This is a genomic window from Bacillus carboniphilus, from assembly GCF_020524035.2.
In the GTDB taxonomy this organism is placed as follows: Bacteria; Bacillota; Bacilli; order Bacillales; family JAIVKR01; genus Bacillus_CC.
Genome location: NZ_CP129013.1, coordinates 3,412,764 through 3,427,468, shown reverse-complemented (window position 1 = coordinate 3,427,468; position 14,705 = coordinate 3,412,764). Strand labels below are relative to the sequence as shown.

20 protein-coding genes and 1 pseudogene are annotated in these 14,705 nt (G+C 32.9%); 8 read left to right on the top strand and 13 right to left on the bottom strand.

Going from position 1 to position 14,705, the window contains the following annotated elements; translation table 11 throughout:
• The first annotated feature begins 113 nt into the window (after nt 1-113).
• From LC087_RS17860 to LC087_RS17855, 3 genes are all read left to right on the top strand, one after another.
• Nucleotides 114-272, top strand: coding sequence for a hypothetical protein (locus LC087_RS17860; protein WP_226542516.1), 159 nt, complete (start codon nt 114-116; stop codon nt 270-272).
• Nucleotides 273-488 carry a GNAT family N-acetyltransferase gene (locus tag LC087_RS19845; protein WP_371932714.1) on the top strand — a complete coding sequence of 72 codons (216 nt, stop codon included), beginning with the start codon at nt 273-275 and terminating at the stop codon, nt 486-488.
• Nucleotides 489-728: 240 nt separating this feature from the next.
• Nucleotides 729-1,286 (top strand): bifunctional transcriptional activator/DNA repair enzyme AdaA, encoded by a 558-nt coding sequence (locus LC087_RS17855; RefSeq protein WP_226542518.1) that lies wholly within the window; start codon nt 729-731, stop codon nt 1,284-1,286.
• A gap of 23 nt (nt 1,287-1,309) precedes the next feature.
• On the opposite strand, the gene LC087_RS17850 is transcribed toward LC087_RS17855, so the two are convergent.
• Both LC087_RS17850 and cax read right to left on the bottom strand, forming a co-directional pair.
• On the bottom strand, nt 1,310-2,107 hold the full coding sequence (locus LC087_RS17850; protein WP_226542520.1) for a YfkD famly protein: 798 nt from the start codon (nt 2,105-2,107) through the stop codon (nt 1,310-1,312).
• Nucleotides 2,108-2,551: 444 nt separating this feature from the next.
• A complete protein-coding gene (cax, locus tag LC087_RS17845) occupies nt 2,552-3,604 on the bottom strand; it encodes a calcium/proton exchanger (protein ID WP_226542521.1) in 1,053 nt (350 codons plus the stop codon).
• 208 nt (nt 3,605-3,812) lie between these two features.
• On the opposite strand from cax, the gene LC087_RS17840 reads away from it, so the two are divergent.
• The 3 genes from LC087_RS17840 to LC087_RS17830 all read left to right on the top strand — a co-directional run bounded on the left by LC087_RS17840 (nt 3,813) and on the right by LC087_RS17830 (nt 5,966).
• A complete protein-coding gene (locus LC087_RS17840) occupies nt 3,813-4,235 on the top strand; it encodes a pyridoxamine 5'-phosphate oxidase family protein (protein ID WP_226542522.1) in 423 nt (140 codons plus the stop codon).
• 202 nt (nt 4,236-4,437) lie between these two features.
• Nucleotides 4,438-5,595, top strand: a complete 1,158-nt coding sequence (locus LC087_RS17835) for an MFS transporter (protein ID WP_226542523.1) — start codon at nt 4,438-4,440, stop codon at nt 5,593-5,595.
• A gap of 224 nt (nt 5,596-5,819) precedes the next feature.
• The gene (locus tag LC087_RS17830) at nt 5,820-5,966 is read left to right on the top strand and encodes a BH0509 family protein (RefSeq protein WP_226542524.1); all 147 of its coding nucleotides are present in this window, start codon (nt 5,820-5,822) and stop codon (nt 5,964-5,966) included.
• A 361-nt stretch (nt 5,967-6,327) separates the two neighbouring features.
• On the opposite strand, the gene LC087_RS17825 is transcribed toward LC087_RS17830, so the two are convergent.
• The 7 genes from LC087_RS17825 to LC087_RS17795 all read right to left on the bottom strand — a co-directional run bounded on the left by LC087_RS17825 (nt 6,328) and on the right by LC087_RS17795 (nt 11,564).
• Nucleotides 6,328-6,672, bottom strand: a complete 345-nt coding sequence (locus tag LC087_RS17825) for an ABC transporter (RefSeq protein ID WP_226542525.1) — start codon at nt 6,670-6,672, stop codon at nt 6,328-6,330.
• A 531-nt stretch (nt 6,673-7,203) separates the two neighbouring features.
• Nucleotides 7,204-8,112, bottom strand: a complete 909-nt coding sequence (locus LC087_RS17820; protein WP_226542526.1) for a putative zinc-binding metallopeptidase — start codon at nt 8,110-8,112, stop codon at nt 7,204-7,206.
• Nucleotides 8,113-8,270: 158 nt separating this feature from the next.
• Nucleotides 8,271-8,456 (bottom strand): signal peptidase I, encoded by a 186-nt coding sequence (gene lepB / locus LC087_RS17815; RefSeq protein ID WP_306020873.1) that lies wholly within the window; start codon nt 8,454-8,456, stop codon nt 8,271-8,273.
• Nucleotides 8,457-9,054: 598 nt separating this feature from the next.
• The gene (locus tag LC087_RS17810) at nt 9,055-10,068 is read right to left on the bottom strand and encodes a hypothetical protein (protein ID WP_226542529.1); all 1,014 of its coding nucleotides are present in this window, start codon (nt 10,066-10,068) and stop codon (nt 9,055-9,057) included.
• A gap of 295 nt (nt 10,069-10,363) precedes the next feature.
• Nucleotides 10,364-10,558 (bottom strand): hypothetical protein, encoded by a 195-nt coding sequence (locus tag LC087_RS17805; RefSeq protein WP_226542531.1) that lies wholly within the window; start codon nt 10,556-10,558, stop codon nt 10,364-10,366.
• Nucleotides 10,559-10,692: 134 nt separating this feature from the next.
• Complete coding sequence (locus LC087_RS17800) at nt 10,693-10,935, bottom strand: hypothetical protein (protein ID WP_226542533.1); 243 nt, start codon at nt 10,933-10,935, stop codon at nt 10,693-10,695.
• Between the two features lie 23 nt (nt 10,936-10,958).
• Nucleotides 10,959-11,564, bottom strand: coding sequence for a recombinase family protein (locus LC087_RS17795; protein WP_226542534.1), 606 nt, complete (start codon nt 11,562-11,564; stop codon nt 10,959-10,961).
• A 75-nt stretch (nt 11,565-11,639) separates the two neighbouring features.
• Here LC087_RS17795 and LC087_RS17790 point away from each other — a divergent pair.
• Both LC087_RS17790 and LC087_RS17785 read left to right on the top strand, forming a co-directional pair.
• Nucleotides 11,640-12,082 (top strand): annotated as a pseudogene (locus LC087_RS17790) (IS1595 family transposase); the annotation flags it as partial.
• A gap of 17 nt (nt 12,083-12,099) precedes the next feature.
• Nucleotides 12,100-12,552, top strand: a complete 453-nt coding sequence (locus tag LC087_RS17785; RefSeq protein ID WP_226542535.1) for an SRPBCC family protein — start codon at nt 12,100-12,102, stop codon at nt 12,550-12,552.
• A gap of 440 nt (nt 12,553-12,992) precedes the next feature.
• Here LC087_RS17785 and LC087_RS17780 read toward each other — a convergent pair whose 3' ends face one another.
• The 4 genes from LC087_RS17780 to LC087_RS17765 form a co-directional block, all read right to left on the bottom strand.
• Entirely contained in the window at nt 12,993-13,433 is a 441-nt protein-coding gene (locus tag LC087_RS17780) for a rhs-associated protein (protein WP_226542536.1), read from the bottom strand.
• Nucleotides 13,434-13,689: 256 nt separating this feature from the next.
• Nucleotides 13,690-14,019 carry a hypothetical protein gene (locus tag LC087_RS17775; RefSeq protein ID WP_226542537.1) on the bottom strand — a complete coding sequence of 110 codons (330 nt, stop codon included), beginning with the start codon at nt 14,017-14,019 and terminating at the stop codon, nt 13,690-13,692.
• Nucleotides 14,020-14,031: 12 nt separating this feature from the next.
• The gene (locus LC087_RS17770) at nt 14,032-14,217 is read right to left on the bottom strand and encodes a hypothetical protein (protein WP_226542538.1); all 186 of its coding nucleotides are present in this window, start codon (nt 14,215-14,217) and stop codon (nt 14,032-14,034) included.
• Nucleotides 14,218-14,303: 86 nt separating this feature from the next.
• Nucleotides 14,304-14,645, bottom strand: coding sequence for a DUF6678 family protein (locus LC087_RS17765; protein WP_226542539.1), 342 nt, complete (start codon nt 14,643-14,645; stop codon nt 14,304-14,306).
• Between the last annotated feature and the right edge of the window lie 60 nt (nt 14,646-14,705).

Below are 14,705 nucleotides of genomic sequence, written 5' to 3'. Positions count from 1 at the left end.
CAATAATAGACGAAAATACTTAGGGAAGGTTGATACTTGAAATTTCATCAAAGTAATGTTAGAAGAATTATGATAAAATTAGCATATTTACTATTTAATTAAGAAGGTGACTCATGATTCGTCTTTTTCAATTAGATGATGCCAGATACATTATTCACTCACACTATAAACTTTACCACCAAGAGTACAACTACGATTTTACATTCAAAGAATTCATTAAAAGCCAAGTACAAGAATTTATGGATCGAAACAATGATAAAGAACAAATTTGAATTCTAGAATTAGGAGGAACACAAAAAGGCTCAATTAGTATTTTTGAAACCTCTCAAAATACAGCCCAACTTGGCCTTTTTCTTGTTGAACCTAGCGTTCAGGGGAACGGTTATGGTAAACAATTAATAGAAACACACCAATATAAAAAAATAACCCTTTCGACAAACAAAGAACTTCATTCAGCTCGAAATCTTTATAAAAAAAAGTGGCTTTGAACTGAAGGAAACCCGTAAACAAATCTTATCTAACAAAGAACTACTTGAAGAACGATGGGAACGACTTCTCTAAATGAAAGGTATGGGAAAAGATGAAAGAGGATCAAAACATGACCACATTCCTAAAACACATTAGAACCTTACCTAAAAATGCAAGTAGAATTTATTAACAACAATCCAGAAGAAATACTAATAGGAAACATGGTAAGATTGAAAAAACGAATAAAGAAGGTTGTTTGAATGAAAATTCTTACTAAAGATGAGATGTGGAGTGCTATTATTCAGTGTGATCGAGCCCTTGATGGGGTGTTTTTTTACGGAGTGAAAACGACTTCTATATTTTGTAGGCCTTCATGTAAATCCAAAAACCCTAAACTAGAAAATGTTCGTTTTTTTAGCAACCCAGAAGATGCCTTAAATCATGGATTTCGTCCTTGTAAAAGATGTAAACCTGACTTTAACAACTCAGTCTATCATCCCTCAGAAGAATTAATTCAAAATTCGATTGATTTTTTGAACAACAACTTTAGAGATTGCCATACGTTAGAGGATATAGCAAAAGCAATGAATGTTAGCCGTTTTCACTTAAACCGAACGTTTAAAAAACACACAGGTCAAACTCCTAGAATCTATCTCGAGATGATTAAAGTAACTTATGCCAAAACACTTTTAGAAAATACATCATTAAAAACAATCGATATTTGTTATCAGTCTGGATTTAATAGTCTTTCAACTTTCTATTCCGTGTTTAAACGACATACTGGGGAGAGCCCCCAAAAGCATAGAAATCACATATAGAATGCCTATGTGATTTCTTGTTATTATTTTGGTTGGTCGCTTGTTACAAATCCAAATGACACGTGATCTTGAATGGGAATCCATGCCCCAATTCCTTGTTGTGTTACGTTTTTTACAATAACTTCTTTCTTACTTCCCTTCAATCGTAAATAAACTTCTCCATAGGTCACTTTTCCTTTTTCATTGACAGCAGGAGCATAGCCATACAAGTAACCCACTTTTTTTACTGGGACATTATAAACTTGATCTTTTTTCGTCCCCGTACCAATTACCGTTTCAAAGGATAAAGGTAGTTCAGTTTTTTCCATCGCTCGTTGTAGCATCATCTTTTTAACGTCTTCTTCATAAGGGACTTTCGCCGTCAGCCCACCAGTCACTTTTTCTTGCTTCTTTTGCGTATAGTGCATTTGAGACTGTGTTTTTGCTCCGCGATTATCGGTGAAATTTGTGTTGATTTTCTTGTATTCCCAATTAGTTGCTGTTTCATTAGAATCATACCTTAGCGCCCAGTGTCCTAAATAAATAGTTGCTCGATAGCCTATAGCCACTGGTGATGTTGTAATAGATGATTCATTTAGCTGGAGTATTAAATCTGGGTTTTCTATTTTCACTTCAGAAGATTCAATTAACTCTTGTGCTAGCTCACTCGGTTGCAGACGGGGTAAGTCATCTGTTGGATTTGGATACGTATTGTCTTTACTAATATCCATAACTGAATTTGGGATATCCATTTGATCTTTTGATTCATTTTTCTCTTCTGCATATGAAACAGTGGATAAACATATAACCAAAAAGATGGCGGTTAGAATGATTTTTTTCATATGTTATCAAACCCCTTTAAAATTTATTTAGCGTATCTTCTTATTCTCTTTTCATCATTATTTTCAATGGGATCTTGTTTTATCCTTAATCTAATAAAAGAAAAATAAAGATATTGTTTTCAGAATATTTACAAACTTAAAATAATATAGTATAATAGGCTTAATCAACAATGAGTAAAGCTTTTTACTCATTATTCATTCTTTAATTCTCCTAATGTTTTTGTCCTACACACCTTGAGCCCCCTTTAGAAATGAAGGGAGCTCTTTTTTGTGCATAGGAAATTAAAGTACGTGCTATTCACAATTGGGTGAGCATAAGAATCAAACAATTTGTAAAGACAGCGATGAAATTTTAACGATTCCTACTTTCTTTGACAACGTAGATTCCCCATCATCCAATAGGAAATTCCATGTCCATCGGCGAACTTTTAGTCAATCAACCTTTCAAAGTAAATAAAAACCGATTCCCATAATGACATATGCCGCTAAAAGCGTGGCTCCTTCAAACCAATTTGTATCCCCATCGTTTGCAATGGAAATCGTTAATAAAACGGCTGTACTCATCGCAACAAGCTCCGGTATTGTAAAAACGAGTGGCATACTTTGCGGAAAAAATAATGAAATTAATACTAGTAAGGGGGCAACAAACATCGCAATTTGTAATGTTGAACCAACAGCAATTTCAACAGCAATATCCATTTTATTCTTATAAGCTAAAATTATAGCTGAAGCATGCTCAGCCGCATTCCCTACAATGGCAACAATGATAACCCCGATAAATAATTCTGACCAGCTTAGAGCGTCAGCTACCGACTCAAAAGTATGAACTAAACTCTCTGAAACAAAAGCGACAGCAATCGTTGATAAAACTAAGATGATCAACGATTTTTGTGTTGACCATTCTGGAACTTCCTCGTGATCTTGTTGATTACTATGTTGATAAACACCTCTATGAGTGACTAATTTAAAAAATAAAGCAGCTAAATATAAGGCGATAAGGATAAGAGAAACACCTATACTTAGTACCATCGTTTTTGAGTCACTTAAGGTCATCGAAAAGATCTCAGGTATAAAAAAGGCAACGATAATAGCAAACATTAATAAACCAGAATTATGTCTAGCATCATACACGTTAAATTGTTGCCTCTTATACTTTATACCACCTACAAAAAAGGATAAACCTGCTACCAACAATAAGTTACCTATGACTGAACCTGTTAAGGATGCTAGTACAACCTCAATTAATCCTTCTTTTAATGCAAAAAAAGCAATAATGAGCTCCACAGCATTCCCAAACGTTGCATTTAACAAACCACCTATTGTGGAGCCTGTTACGATTGCTAAACTTTCTGTTGCTTTTCCCATATAATTAGCTAATGCAATTATCGTAATACAGTAAATAATAAACATGAGTAAAGAAGGCCAGTGTAAAAGGCTACCTATGATTGATAATGGGAGTCCTACAATAAGAATGAAGAAAAAAATTCGTCCAAGCAACGTTCACATCTCCTTATGAAATTATAATCTTCAATATCGTTCCCAAATGCCTAAAGATTATCTTCCCAAGTATTTTTTTAAGAAATTAAAGCACTCTATATTAAAAGAGACTCTTTATATAGTTGTTCAAAAAGAAGGCCTATTAAGGCATATTCAGTAGAACTTTTTGAACAACATCTTTTAAATATTGAATAAAGGAGAATATAGAATGTCAGACCAACAACTAAAAGAACAAATTCTTTCTGTATTTAATGGCCATAATATAGGTGTGTTATCTACTGTTCAAAACAATAAGCCTTACTCCCGTTTTATGATGTTTTTTCATGAAGATATGACCTTATTTTGCGCCACGAATAAAGAAGCTCATAAAACAGAACAGATAGAAGCAAACCCTCATGTACATATCTTGCTCGGTTATGAAGGAAAAAAGTGGAACGATGAGTATGCTGAGATTGAGGGAACTTGCTCAATCGAGACAAGCGCGAAATTAAAAGAACACTTCTGGAATGATCACTTAAAAGAATGGATTCAAAGTGCTGATGATCCAGACTATGTATTACTAAAAATAACGCCTAAAAAAATCAGGTATTTTAAAGGAGCTGGCACGTTAGTTGGAACATTAACTTGTTAATAAGTTAGAGCTGTCCTTAGACAGCCTTTTTATTTTTGTCTAAAAATTTTTCCTTGCCAATTCTTATTTGAACCTGTAACATTCTCTTGAATATTTGTTTTCGTTTGTGTTCAAAAAGGGAAATAGGTACGTAAAATGTTTTCAAAACAAACGTCATATCCACCTTTTGAGCAACTTCTTTAAAGAAAAGGTGAGTGGTTAAATGCCTTTAGGTCGTTTTATTATTTTAGTCATTATTGTCGCTATCTCAGGGTTTTCACAAGGGATGTTACTCCCTGTTATTGCGATTATTTTTGAAGAGCAAGGTGTGTCATCTACGATTAACGGTCTACATGCCACTGGAATTTATATCGGTATCTTTATAGCTTCATTTTTTATGGAAGAACCACTGCGAAAACTGGGCTATAAACGAATCATTGTTATAGGTGGATTATTGGTGATCGTTAGTTTAGTGGGTTTTGTCTTTATACAATCAATTTTATTTTGGTTTATCCTCCGTCTTCTCATTGGTGTTGGAGATCATATGCTCCATTTCTCCACACAGACGTGGATCACTTCAGATACAGAGGAGGCTAAAAGAGGGAGAACCATCTCAATATATGGTCTATCATTTGGTTTAGGATTTGCTGCTGGACCTTTGTTAGCCACGTTTACTAATGAGCATCCGCATATGCCGTTTATGATTTGCGCATTCCTTAGTTTAGTAGCCTGGTCTTTAGTCTTCTTGTTAAAGAATGAATTTCCTGAACAATCGACTGAATATGCATCCATATCTAATACGGTTGGACGATTTATTCAAGTCATTAAGATAGCATGGATTGCATTACTTCCGACATTAGCTTACGGTTTTTTAGAAGCTTCTTTAAATGGGAATTACCCTGTTTATGCCCTGCGAACAGGACTTACGTCTTCTGACATTGCACTGATTTTGACTTCATTTTCAATAGGTTCGATCATTTTCCAAATTCCACTAGGAATGATTAGTGATAAAGTGGGACGAAAGAAAATAATTTCCACCATTACCTTTTTAGGAAGCACCTTATTTTTTATTGCATCTTTTTTACAGTCTCCCTTGGCTTTAATTGTATGTTTAGCCTTAGCAGGTATGGCCATCGGTTCGATTTTCTCATTAGGAATTAGTTTCATGGCAGACCTTGTCCCTAGGTCTCTTCTTCCAGCTGGAAACTTACTGAGTGGAATTTCTTTCAGTATAGGAAGTATCGTCGGACCGTTTCTAGGGGGCATGTATATCCAATTTGTCCCAGGTGGTAATTTCTTTCATGTTATCTCATCTATCCTTTTTCTGTTATTTGTAACAACCATGATACATAAACAAGAAAAGATACAACTTCATAGTTAAATCCAATAATCGAGGTCCTATTCTTCTCAATAGGGCCTCTTTTTATGCTTATGTAACGAGCATTTATAAACAATTCAATCCTATAAAATCCTTCTGAAGTTTCTATTTTAAAAACTGGGCGTTTTTTTTTAAAAAAAAAGATTGAATATTCCATCCCTTCTGTTATATAATACAAATAACAAATTAAATCTGTACCATAACAAAATAACGAGGGGGAAATGTAAATGAGTCGTCAAGAACGTAAAAATATGATTAATTATATCGAAAAGTTGAAAGGGTATGACCGAGAAACATTAATGTATATGACAGATGCTGATATCGAACATATTTACTTCACCACTTACAATAGCCAATTAGCTCATGCTGAATAAAAGAAGATATTCTTAACGTTACGTAAAGTGACGTTTATTTTTTTTGTAGATATTTTTAAGGTATCACCCTTTTATTTTATCGTCCTATAAGTGCGTGTTTAAAAAGGAGGGGAAAAAGGACGCAGAAGAACGAGGCGACTGCTTAAAGGAACGCAGGCTAAGTTCAGTCACGTCGCGAGAGCAACGTCTTCGCTAGCCTGTCCTGGGCATCGTAGGATTTTTTTAACAACCTCTAAAAGTAAAAAAAATATTTAGATGTAGCGGTTGAATCCTAGATTCGATAACGTATCCCTATAACACTGTCACCTCATTTTTACATAAAAAAACACGGAATAAGCCATTAAGCCAATTCCTTGGTTTTTTAATTTAGTCTAATTGATTGTTTAAATTCAGAAAGTGAATTTTTTGAATATTCATCCCCATATTCACATACTAATTGATCAATATTAACTATTTTATTCTTTAATTCAGAATGAATCTCTGTGGTGTTTGCTATCGAATAAACACTGTGAAGTAAATCAAGTGTTTCACCGATTAGATAAGGTGATTCAAGCTGTAATAACTCATTAATAACCGACGGTATATAGTTAAAAGCTTCCTCCATTCTCATTCCCTCGGTAATTTTTTCAAACGAGTTGCTAAAATACCATTCATCTTTGTCTAGCTTATCTTCCCAATTTCTAAATATCCCCTTTAACTCACTCATTTTGCATTCACCCAACCAATTATTTGAATTTAAAATCATCGAATTTACCAGTTTTTTTATTGTAGTTAAAATGAATGTTTACAGTTTACTCATCTTTAACTTTAAATGCTCTCTGCATTTTGACCCATCCTTTTGAACTAGGCCAACGTTTATCATTCATTTTACTTTTAGGTACTACTTGTTTAGCACCTTTCAAAGGATTAGATAAAACACTTTTCATAGAAATCTGTTCTTCTGAATTTTAGCTTGTTGTCGTCCAGTAGAACCTTAGCCTAATGATTTCTTGTTTATAGCTTTACTTATACCTTTTACAGCGTCTCCTATAATCTTTTTCCCATATTTCTTAATTAACCATTTAATACCGAATATAGAACCTTAATACATAAAAGAAAAATTATTTTCAACTATGCAAACCTTGGTATAATAAGTGTTATGAGCAAAATTCAATTCAAAATTTTTCCATCAGAAAGGAAAAGGTTATTAAAATCATTAAATAACCACGCCCATCTAACATGCTTATTTATTTACTCCTTATTCTTCTGAACTTTGAGGTAGTTGATAAATATTTTGCAGTATTTCACTTCTTAATTGAACAAGTTCAGGAAAACCATAGAAAAAAAGAATCTTCTGCTCCCAAATTTCTTCTCCTGTAGGCTTCTCTCCTAATACAAAATAAACCCACGATTCGGCTATATCTTCTTCAGGATGACTTGCAGCATAATCTGTGACAAACTTATCGGGGTAATTATCATAGAATTTTAATTGCTCATCTTCATCCTCAAATACATCTCTCTCTATCCATTCATCATAAATATGATCCCAAAACTGATCCATAAAAAGTTGTAAATATGAATCCTCATGGATAGGTATTTCACTGTTTTTTAGAGTTAATAAATGTCCAAATTCATGAACAATTGTATAAATAAAATCTGGAAAGGAGGTTGTATCTGCTGGATCTATCCTTAGCGTCCATTGAATAGGATCTTTGTCTAACGGTTCAACATAAGCTAGGGTTGTACCGATACCATCTGTAAACACTCCAAATTCACCAATCATTTGGCGCTGGTTCATCGGAATTACTTGCGTAAATAAGCGCCAAAGTTCTTCATTCCCTTCACTTCCCTCTCCTTCTACGATTCTCACTAACTTTCCATCTTGAACTTTATAACGAGCTAGTATCTTCTCTTCAACATATACGTCTTCCACCTCTTGAGTGTCTAAAAAGTCGTATGGTAACTCTCGAATGAGTTGATCACCAAAAAAACCACATGAAGAGATATCTTCACATACTTTTTCTATATTGTCATCTGGAGATAGTGTTTTAGAACTTTCAACTGTCTCACGGTTTGATAATTCAGATGAATTTATCCATCCTGACCATGCTGTTAAAAATAAGATAAGCAACATTAATCCCCATCTCAGTACTTTTTTTTGATTCATGCTCTCTTCTCCTCGTATAAACTATGATGTATAAAATATAGTACTCTTTTCTTTTTCAAGTTGTCTACAAAAAGAATGAAGACTTGGCTCATTTTCAAAAGAGTACCCTAAATAAAGGTGTTTAACAAATTCTCGATTATATATTGATAGCTTTGTTGTTACTTTTTATTCTGTCTTTCCAAATTCGTCAAACGGGAATAACTAAATTTTGCTTCTCCAACAACATTGTCTTTTGAGATAAATCCAAATATACAACTATCAAAGCTTTTCTTACGATTATCTCCTAATACAAAGTGAGAACCATCAGGAACTGTTACTTTTGTATCTTCAGAATAAAGTTTGATTAAAAATCCTTTGCAAACACTTATTAACTGCTACTAATAAGCAATTCATTTTTAAAAAAGATTGATCAAAAAAAGTCTTAAACGACCACCTACTATAGTAGGTGGTCGTTTAAGACTTTTCAATAAGGTAGATCACCTAGCGTTCATGCATTTTATGGATCACCTCAATAAATAATCTAACGAACCTTCAATATTATGAAGGTTCGTTCTTTTAATCTTTAGTAATCCTTGGTTATACAATATTATGGTATTATTTAAAGGTTGCACTTTTAAGAGTCTTTTTATGGTTCTTGTTCGATAACAAAGCCCATTTTAAGCCACACACCTCTATGAAAGATGTTGTGCTTTACCATTCATTCACACAGGTATAAATCTTTCATCAAAATTTAATGATCTGAGGAATATACAATCATACACATAAGAATGTTATGTGCTGAAAGCCTTACAACCCCATTAGTATATCAGAACATCTACAAGGATCATCAACTAAGTACAGCCTCGTCGCGAGAGCTATCGATGATGCTAGACCATCCTGGCCATCGTAGAACTTTTTGAACAACCACTAGCAGTTTCTTTTGGAAACTGCTAGTGGTATGGCTTATTGTGAGGGTTCATCTACTGTATGACGTAGTATAATGACATTGTCGTAAACAAGGTTTTTTGTCCAAACAAATTGACCTTTACTAAAAAGATTTTCGTAATTCATATAAGCTTTTTTATTGTCTACACCAATTTCATCTGTTGTATAAGTGACAGCATGAGGAAAGCTTGAATCATCAAAATCTTTTGCATACCAGTTTTCATCTAGTGAAAAATGAGCGGCATAACAATCTGTTGTGCATGTCACTTTATTAAAGTCAGGTGTTTCATGAGTTATCTTTCCATTATTGTCTTCTGTAATTACAAGGTCATCCTTATTCGTTAGAGGAGAAATATAGAAACTTTGAGCTAACCAACTTTCAGATGTAGTCGTCCCATCACTAAAGACAGCGATAATCCCTGCATCTCCTGGATGATAATCACTACCACGATTATTTTCTGTACCTAAACCAATATTCTCCTCCCAATCAACAGCTTTAATCGCATAAGTTATTGGATACGAGGCTTTAAAACGAACAACATGTGAGTTAAACGGAGTAAATGGAACGGCATCTTTTGCAACAGGTTGACCATTTATGTACAGTTCGAAATAATTATCAGCAAAAATATACCCAGTTATTACTTCTCCATCTTCATCAATTTCGATAATTGGAATATCATTAACATCAAGGTCTTCTATAGAGGGGAAGATAGTCCCAGTGCATTCATTGTAAAGGTCGCTTGCATCTTCCAACTCTTCATTTGGTTGAATAGGTACATTCCATATTTCACCTTCTTCAGAAGTGACAGTTCCTATAGCACTGTCTCTACTGTTGTTTGCATTTTGACAAGTATAGATGTTTGCATCTGTGACTTCTCCACTTCCCTCGGAAAAGCTAGGTGAAGTTTCATCCGAGACTTGATTCTCCTCTGACTGCGAATTTGGCTCTTCGGTTTCATTTTGTGAAGAGCACCCCGAAAATAATATCGTGAAGCTAAAAACAGAAAATAGAAAAACTAATAAATATTTCATACCTTTATCTCCTTTTGGTCATCTATTGTGACTTTATTCAAGGTTATCATACCCGTTTATTATGTCAGCTATAAGTCAAGAAGAAAAGATTTGAATAAATCTGCAACTTTTATTTAAAATAGCTTTAGAAGAAGAGAGGATGACAAAAATGGACTATAATGTTCTATTTAGTGGATTGTTTTCAGATTAAATGTTAAAATGCCTTTTTAAATTTATTTTTCCTATTTCTATTAAATATTTACAAAACATTACTTATGCCATATTTGTTTTTTCGCATATTTAATTCTTCTTTTATTTAATCAACCTTGTTGTTTATACCCATTGGTACAAATGGGATAGGCTCGTTTCTTTTATTTGCTTCCAGACGATCATTTAGGAGTTTTTTTAAAGAAGGTTCATAAAATCTGGCTCTCCCAGTCTCTGAATTTACGATGTAACGATATTCTATAAACATACCATCATCTATATTATGTGCGGTTTTTAGTAGCAATACATGAACATCCTTATGTGCTGTAACATTTTAAAATGTAACCAATTACTAACTTCATTTAGCCAATCATCATTAATTATCATCTACTACAAGTAGGGATAACCTGATGGTTGTATATCTGCACTTCCCTGACGCTATCCCCTAAGATACTCATCTAAAATTTTTTGATGAACACCTACAGGGATACTAAATTTCATGCTTCCTTTATTCATATCTATTATACTGTACTCAATTGAACTATCCTTTACTGAAATATCTATTACTCTGTTGTGATCATTGGGTCTAAGGCTAACAATTTTACCAATACGGGTTTGCTTCACCTTAATTTGTAATCCGTCTTCAAAGTAATTTTCTATTTCTATGTTTTTTTTGAACATATTATTTACTCTCCTTCAAACTTTTATTTTTCTAGTTCTCTTTTAATTCTGTACACCGTATTTCTTGCAACATTTGTTTTAATACTGATATCCCTGACGGATGTTTTTTTCTTCAATTCGCTCACGATGTTATCATAGACAAGTTTATCCCTACCTGTCGCATTAGCATGATATTTGGTTTGTCGCCCTTTAAACTTCCCTTTCCTTTTAGCAATCTTGATTCCTTCTTGTTGAGCAGTCTTAATTCGTAAACGTTCTTCTTCAACGAGCCAAGACATCACTGAAAGGAAAATCTCACTTACTAGTTTCCCTACACCCTCCATGTCTTTGTATTGGGCAGTGTTCAATACTGGAAGGTTGAGGACAACAATATCAATGCTATCCTCAATCAAACTTTCCCACTCTTGGATGATTTCTTGTTTATTTCGTCCAAATCGGCTTAGATCATGTACCACAAGTGTATCACCAAACCTTAGTTTCTTTCTCATTTTCTTGTATTCAGGACGATCAAAGTTTTTACCGCTTATTTTCTCTTGAACAATATGTTCACACCCATGTTTTTTTAAGTCTTCAACTTGCCTATCTAAATTTTGTGATTGGCTGCTTACTCTTGCGTATCCAATAATCATTTTCTGTACCTCACTTGCTTCTTTTCGTGTCGCTATGAAGCATTTAGACGAAATTATTTTTATTTCAGGCTCTACCGAACAAAAGCAACCGTCTCCAAAGTTGCTTGTATGGGTTGGGTTGTGAAAACTAAGGTTGATAATATGATGAGTTCTAAGCTGACAACTTATAAGGTACTCGTTACTGACTCTTGGAGGGCCTACAAAACCTATGCAAAATAAAAAGATATCGAACATTACAGAATTAAATCTAACGATTGTAAACACTTTATTAATGGCTTGTATCACAACATATGAAATATAAATGGTCTCCATTCTCGTATGAAACAATGGATAGACTGCTTTAAAGGTGTGGCTACAAAGTATCTCGACAACTCCCTTGCATTGTTCTTGTTTGTAGATAGTCGTAGTAACGAAAGTACAAAACACAATATAATAAAATTTTTATTATCGTCATTTCTATTTGAAATGACCAATACTTTTATGATAGTTTACGCTTACCTGTTTTCAACACTAAATAAATGAAAGGTAAATTAATATGCCTATAATTAAACACGATATCTTTATCAATGCACCTATCAACGTTTGTTTTGACCTTGCGAGAAATGTTGATGTACACACAGAAACAACATGTAAAACAAAGGAAAGAGCGATTGATGGTACTACAGTTGGACTGATGGAAAATGGCGATACAGTTACTTGGGAAGCTATCCACCTTGGAGTAAAACAAACATTAACTGCTAAAATAATAGAGATGGAAAAACCATATAAATTTACAGATGTTATGGTAAAGGGAGCGTTCCACTCATTTACACATACACACGAATTTATAGTAAGTGGTACAGGGACTACTATGAAAGACACCTTTTCTTATAAATCTCCTTTTGGCATTCTTGGAGCAATTGCTGATAGATTATTTTTAGAAAAATATATGAGAAATTTCATTATAAATCGTGCAAAAGAATTAAAAAGGATAGCTGAAAAAAGTTAATGGAACCACTTCATTACTTTTTTTGCGAAAAATCAATATTTTAATCTAACAAAGCATAATTTTAAAGGGAATAGGTAACTAATTCCGTCTTATTGCTCACATTTAATTTCTCTTTAATCTGCTTACCGATAAATTCAGTGTATGCAGGTGGAATAGCTTCGTTTTGAGGAATATTTTTTGACACTAAAATTCATCAATTTCACCACTCAAATTAGAATATATATTGAACAAGTCATAATGAACATATTGGAAAAATATACAAACTCTCTCTAAACCTATGTCATTTTAGCCTATAAGATGCACTTTCTATATAATGCCATAAAGTTCATTATAAGTAGAGTCTATTTGAACATTCAATTCAATAATAACCACCTTTTTATAAAAGGTGGTTATTTCAATACTATTACCCTATTACTTGGGCTATCAAATTTCTTATTAAACTAACTCCTATTTAAACTGAATCCGAAATCTAAATAGTTTTCATACGATATTCCCAAACACCAATCACCTTCTAAAGGTATGAAATAATGATGCTGAGGAATGTCTAAAAAGAAGACTAATATCTTTTCTATATCCTTTATCTCGAATTGATACCCAAACTCTGTAAGGTTATCGCCTATATACATTAGTGGAATGTTATTATTCATATATTTTTCTTTTAACTCAGCAATAAATAGTCTAGCATCACTTAGTAAAGATTTATTATTCGACTCTTTACTATAGTGATTATCAGTTTTAAACCAATCTATTTGTGAACCACTAAATTCAAAATTTTGTTCTATTAAATTAATAAAGCTTTCAGGGTCTTCTATTTTTTTAAAGTACTTTTTTAAATCACTTTGTAATAAATCCTTGATTAGTTCATCATCATAAATACTCATATAAATGATCGCCCTTATCAAAAACGATTTTGTATTTTTTTAACGGTTTTCTCAGATGCATCAAATTCATAATGAGGACCTTTTTCTTTTCCAGCCCAAACATTAATATGAGCTCCACTTCTAGTGTCATGCTCAATTCTAAAACCTACTTTACCATCCTTTGTTTGCCTACCAATGGGTTTATTCTTAGTATGACATAAAAGAACCTTGAAAGGAATTTATCGCCAATCAAGGTTAATGTTTTTTACAATTAAAACTATAAATATATATTTATCATCCTTACTCCTTTTAACAAAAATTCACAACCTTCTGTTGTATCAGATGCCAAAAGTTCCTCAACCGGTTCTCCAAAAGCGGTCCATTTGTCAGAAATACCTTTTAATTCTTCAGTAAGTTTATCTATAGTTATAATTTCTGATAAATCTAATGAAAACTCTATAATTAATACATTATCAATTTTCCAATATGGTTTTATCTCTTCAATTTTATAGCTAATCACAATAGAATTTAAATTCCCGATAACCATATTGAATACATCTAAAGCACTTTTTTCATCATTTGCATCAACAAATAGTCGTACAAACAATAAGTTCCCTCCTTACTTATGAGTTATTTTTCCATCTAAAGAAACATTTAAATGTGAATCATCTCTTTTTTTACTTTTCAAAGTATTATCAAGACCTGTTCTCAATTTTTCCACCAGAAATATTAATGTATCTTCTATACCCTCAAGTTTTTCACTATAATATTCATAACTTTCTAACAGTTCTTGCTGTTGATTCATTACTTCTATTTGTTTATTATTCTATTTTATTTATGGGGATCCTACTCATTCCCAGTAATTCCTTCACATTATTTCAATGTATTATTTTATAAGTATTGAATGAACTTTCCTAATTGACAATAACCATAGACTCTAATTACATCTTCAAAAATTTCTCCTGGAACATTGATATTTTTAAAGATGTTTAAGACATCATTTTTCATTTTTAAACTTGGTACTTTTATTTCTAACCATTCTATGTACTTATAGTCCTCACTAGTTCCATTTGTTTTAAAATGATAAAACCAATCACCATCCCAATCGGAAACAAACCCTTTTTCAATATCCTTTGTTCGCCAATGTGTTGTTCCGTCATATTCAATCATCGCCTTTCTTATTTCATTCCACTTTGTATTATTCATTAACTGTTGAAACTTATTGTCTTGCATTAATTCTCACCCCTTCTCTTTTCTATTTAACTTTTAAGGTCAATTATTAAAGAGTGGAAT

What these genes read in the sequence shown, in the direction of transcription:
- LC087_RS17840 (WP_226542522.1), top strand. Translation starts at nt 3,813, where the DNA reads ATGTCAGACCAACAACTAAAAGAACAAATTCTTTCTGTATTTAATGGC.
- LC087_RS17780 (WP_226542536.1), bottom strand. Translation starts at nt 13,433, where the DNA reads ATGAGTATTTATGATGATGAACTAATCAAGGATTTATTACAAAGTGAT.
- LC087_RS17810 (WP_226542529.1), bottom strand. Translation starts at nt 10,068, where the DNA reads ATGAAATATTTATTAGTTTTTCTATTTTCTGTTTTTAGCTTCACGATA.
- LC087_RS17765 (WP_226542539.1), bottom strand. Translation starts at nt 14,645, where the DNA reads ATGCAAGACAATAAGTTTCAACAGTTAATGAATAATACAAAGTGGAAT.
- LC087_RS17795 (WP_226542534.1), bottom strand. Translation starts at nt 11,564, where the DNA reads ATGATTATTGGATACGCAAGAGTAAGCAGCCAATCACAAAATTTAGAT.
- LC087_RS17800 (WP_226542533.1), bottom strand. Translation starts at nt 10,935, where the DNA reads ATGTTCAAAAAAAACATAGAAATAGAAAATTACTTTGAAGACGGATTA.
- LC087_RS17830 (WP_226542524.1), top strand. Translation starts at nt 5,820, where the DNA reads ATGAGTCGTCAAGAACGTAAAAATATGATTAATTATATCGAAAAGTTG.
- LC087_RS17785 (WP_226542535.1), top strand. Translation starts at nt 12,100, where the DNA reads ATGCCTATAATTAAACACGATATCTTTATCAATGCACCTATCAACGTT.
- LC087_RS17835 (WP_226542523.1), top strand. Translation starts at nt 4,438, where the DNA reads ATGCCTTTAGGTCGTTTTATTATTTTAGTCATTATTGTCGCTATCTCA.
- LC087_RS17860 (WP_226542516.1), top strand. Translation starts at nt 114, where the DNA reads ATGATTCGTCTTTTTCAATTAGATGATGCCAGATACATTATTCACTCA.
- LC087_RS17850 (WP_226542520.1), bottom strand. Translation starts at nt 2,107, where the DNA reads ATGAAAAAAATCATTCTAACCGCCATCTTTTTGGTTATATGTTTATCC.
- LC087_RS17820 (WP_226542526.1), bottom strand. Translation starts at nt 8,112, where the DNA reads ATGAATCAAAAAAAAGTACTGAGATGGGGATTAATGTTGCTTATCTTA.
- LC087_RS17825 (WP_226542525.1), bottom strand. Translation starts at nt 6,672, where the DNA reads ATGAGTGAGTTAAAGGGGATATTTAGAAATTGGGAAGATAAGCTAGAC.
- LC087_RS17855 (WP_226542518.1), top strand. Translation starts at nt 729, where the DNA reads ATGAAAATTCTTACTAAAGATGAGATGTGGAGTGCTATTATTCAGTGT.
- LC087_RS17770 (WP_226542538.1), bottom strand. Translation starts at nt 14,217, where the DNA reads ATGAATCAACAGCAAGAACTGTTAGAAAGTTATGAATATTATAGTGAA.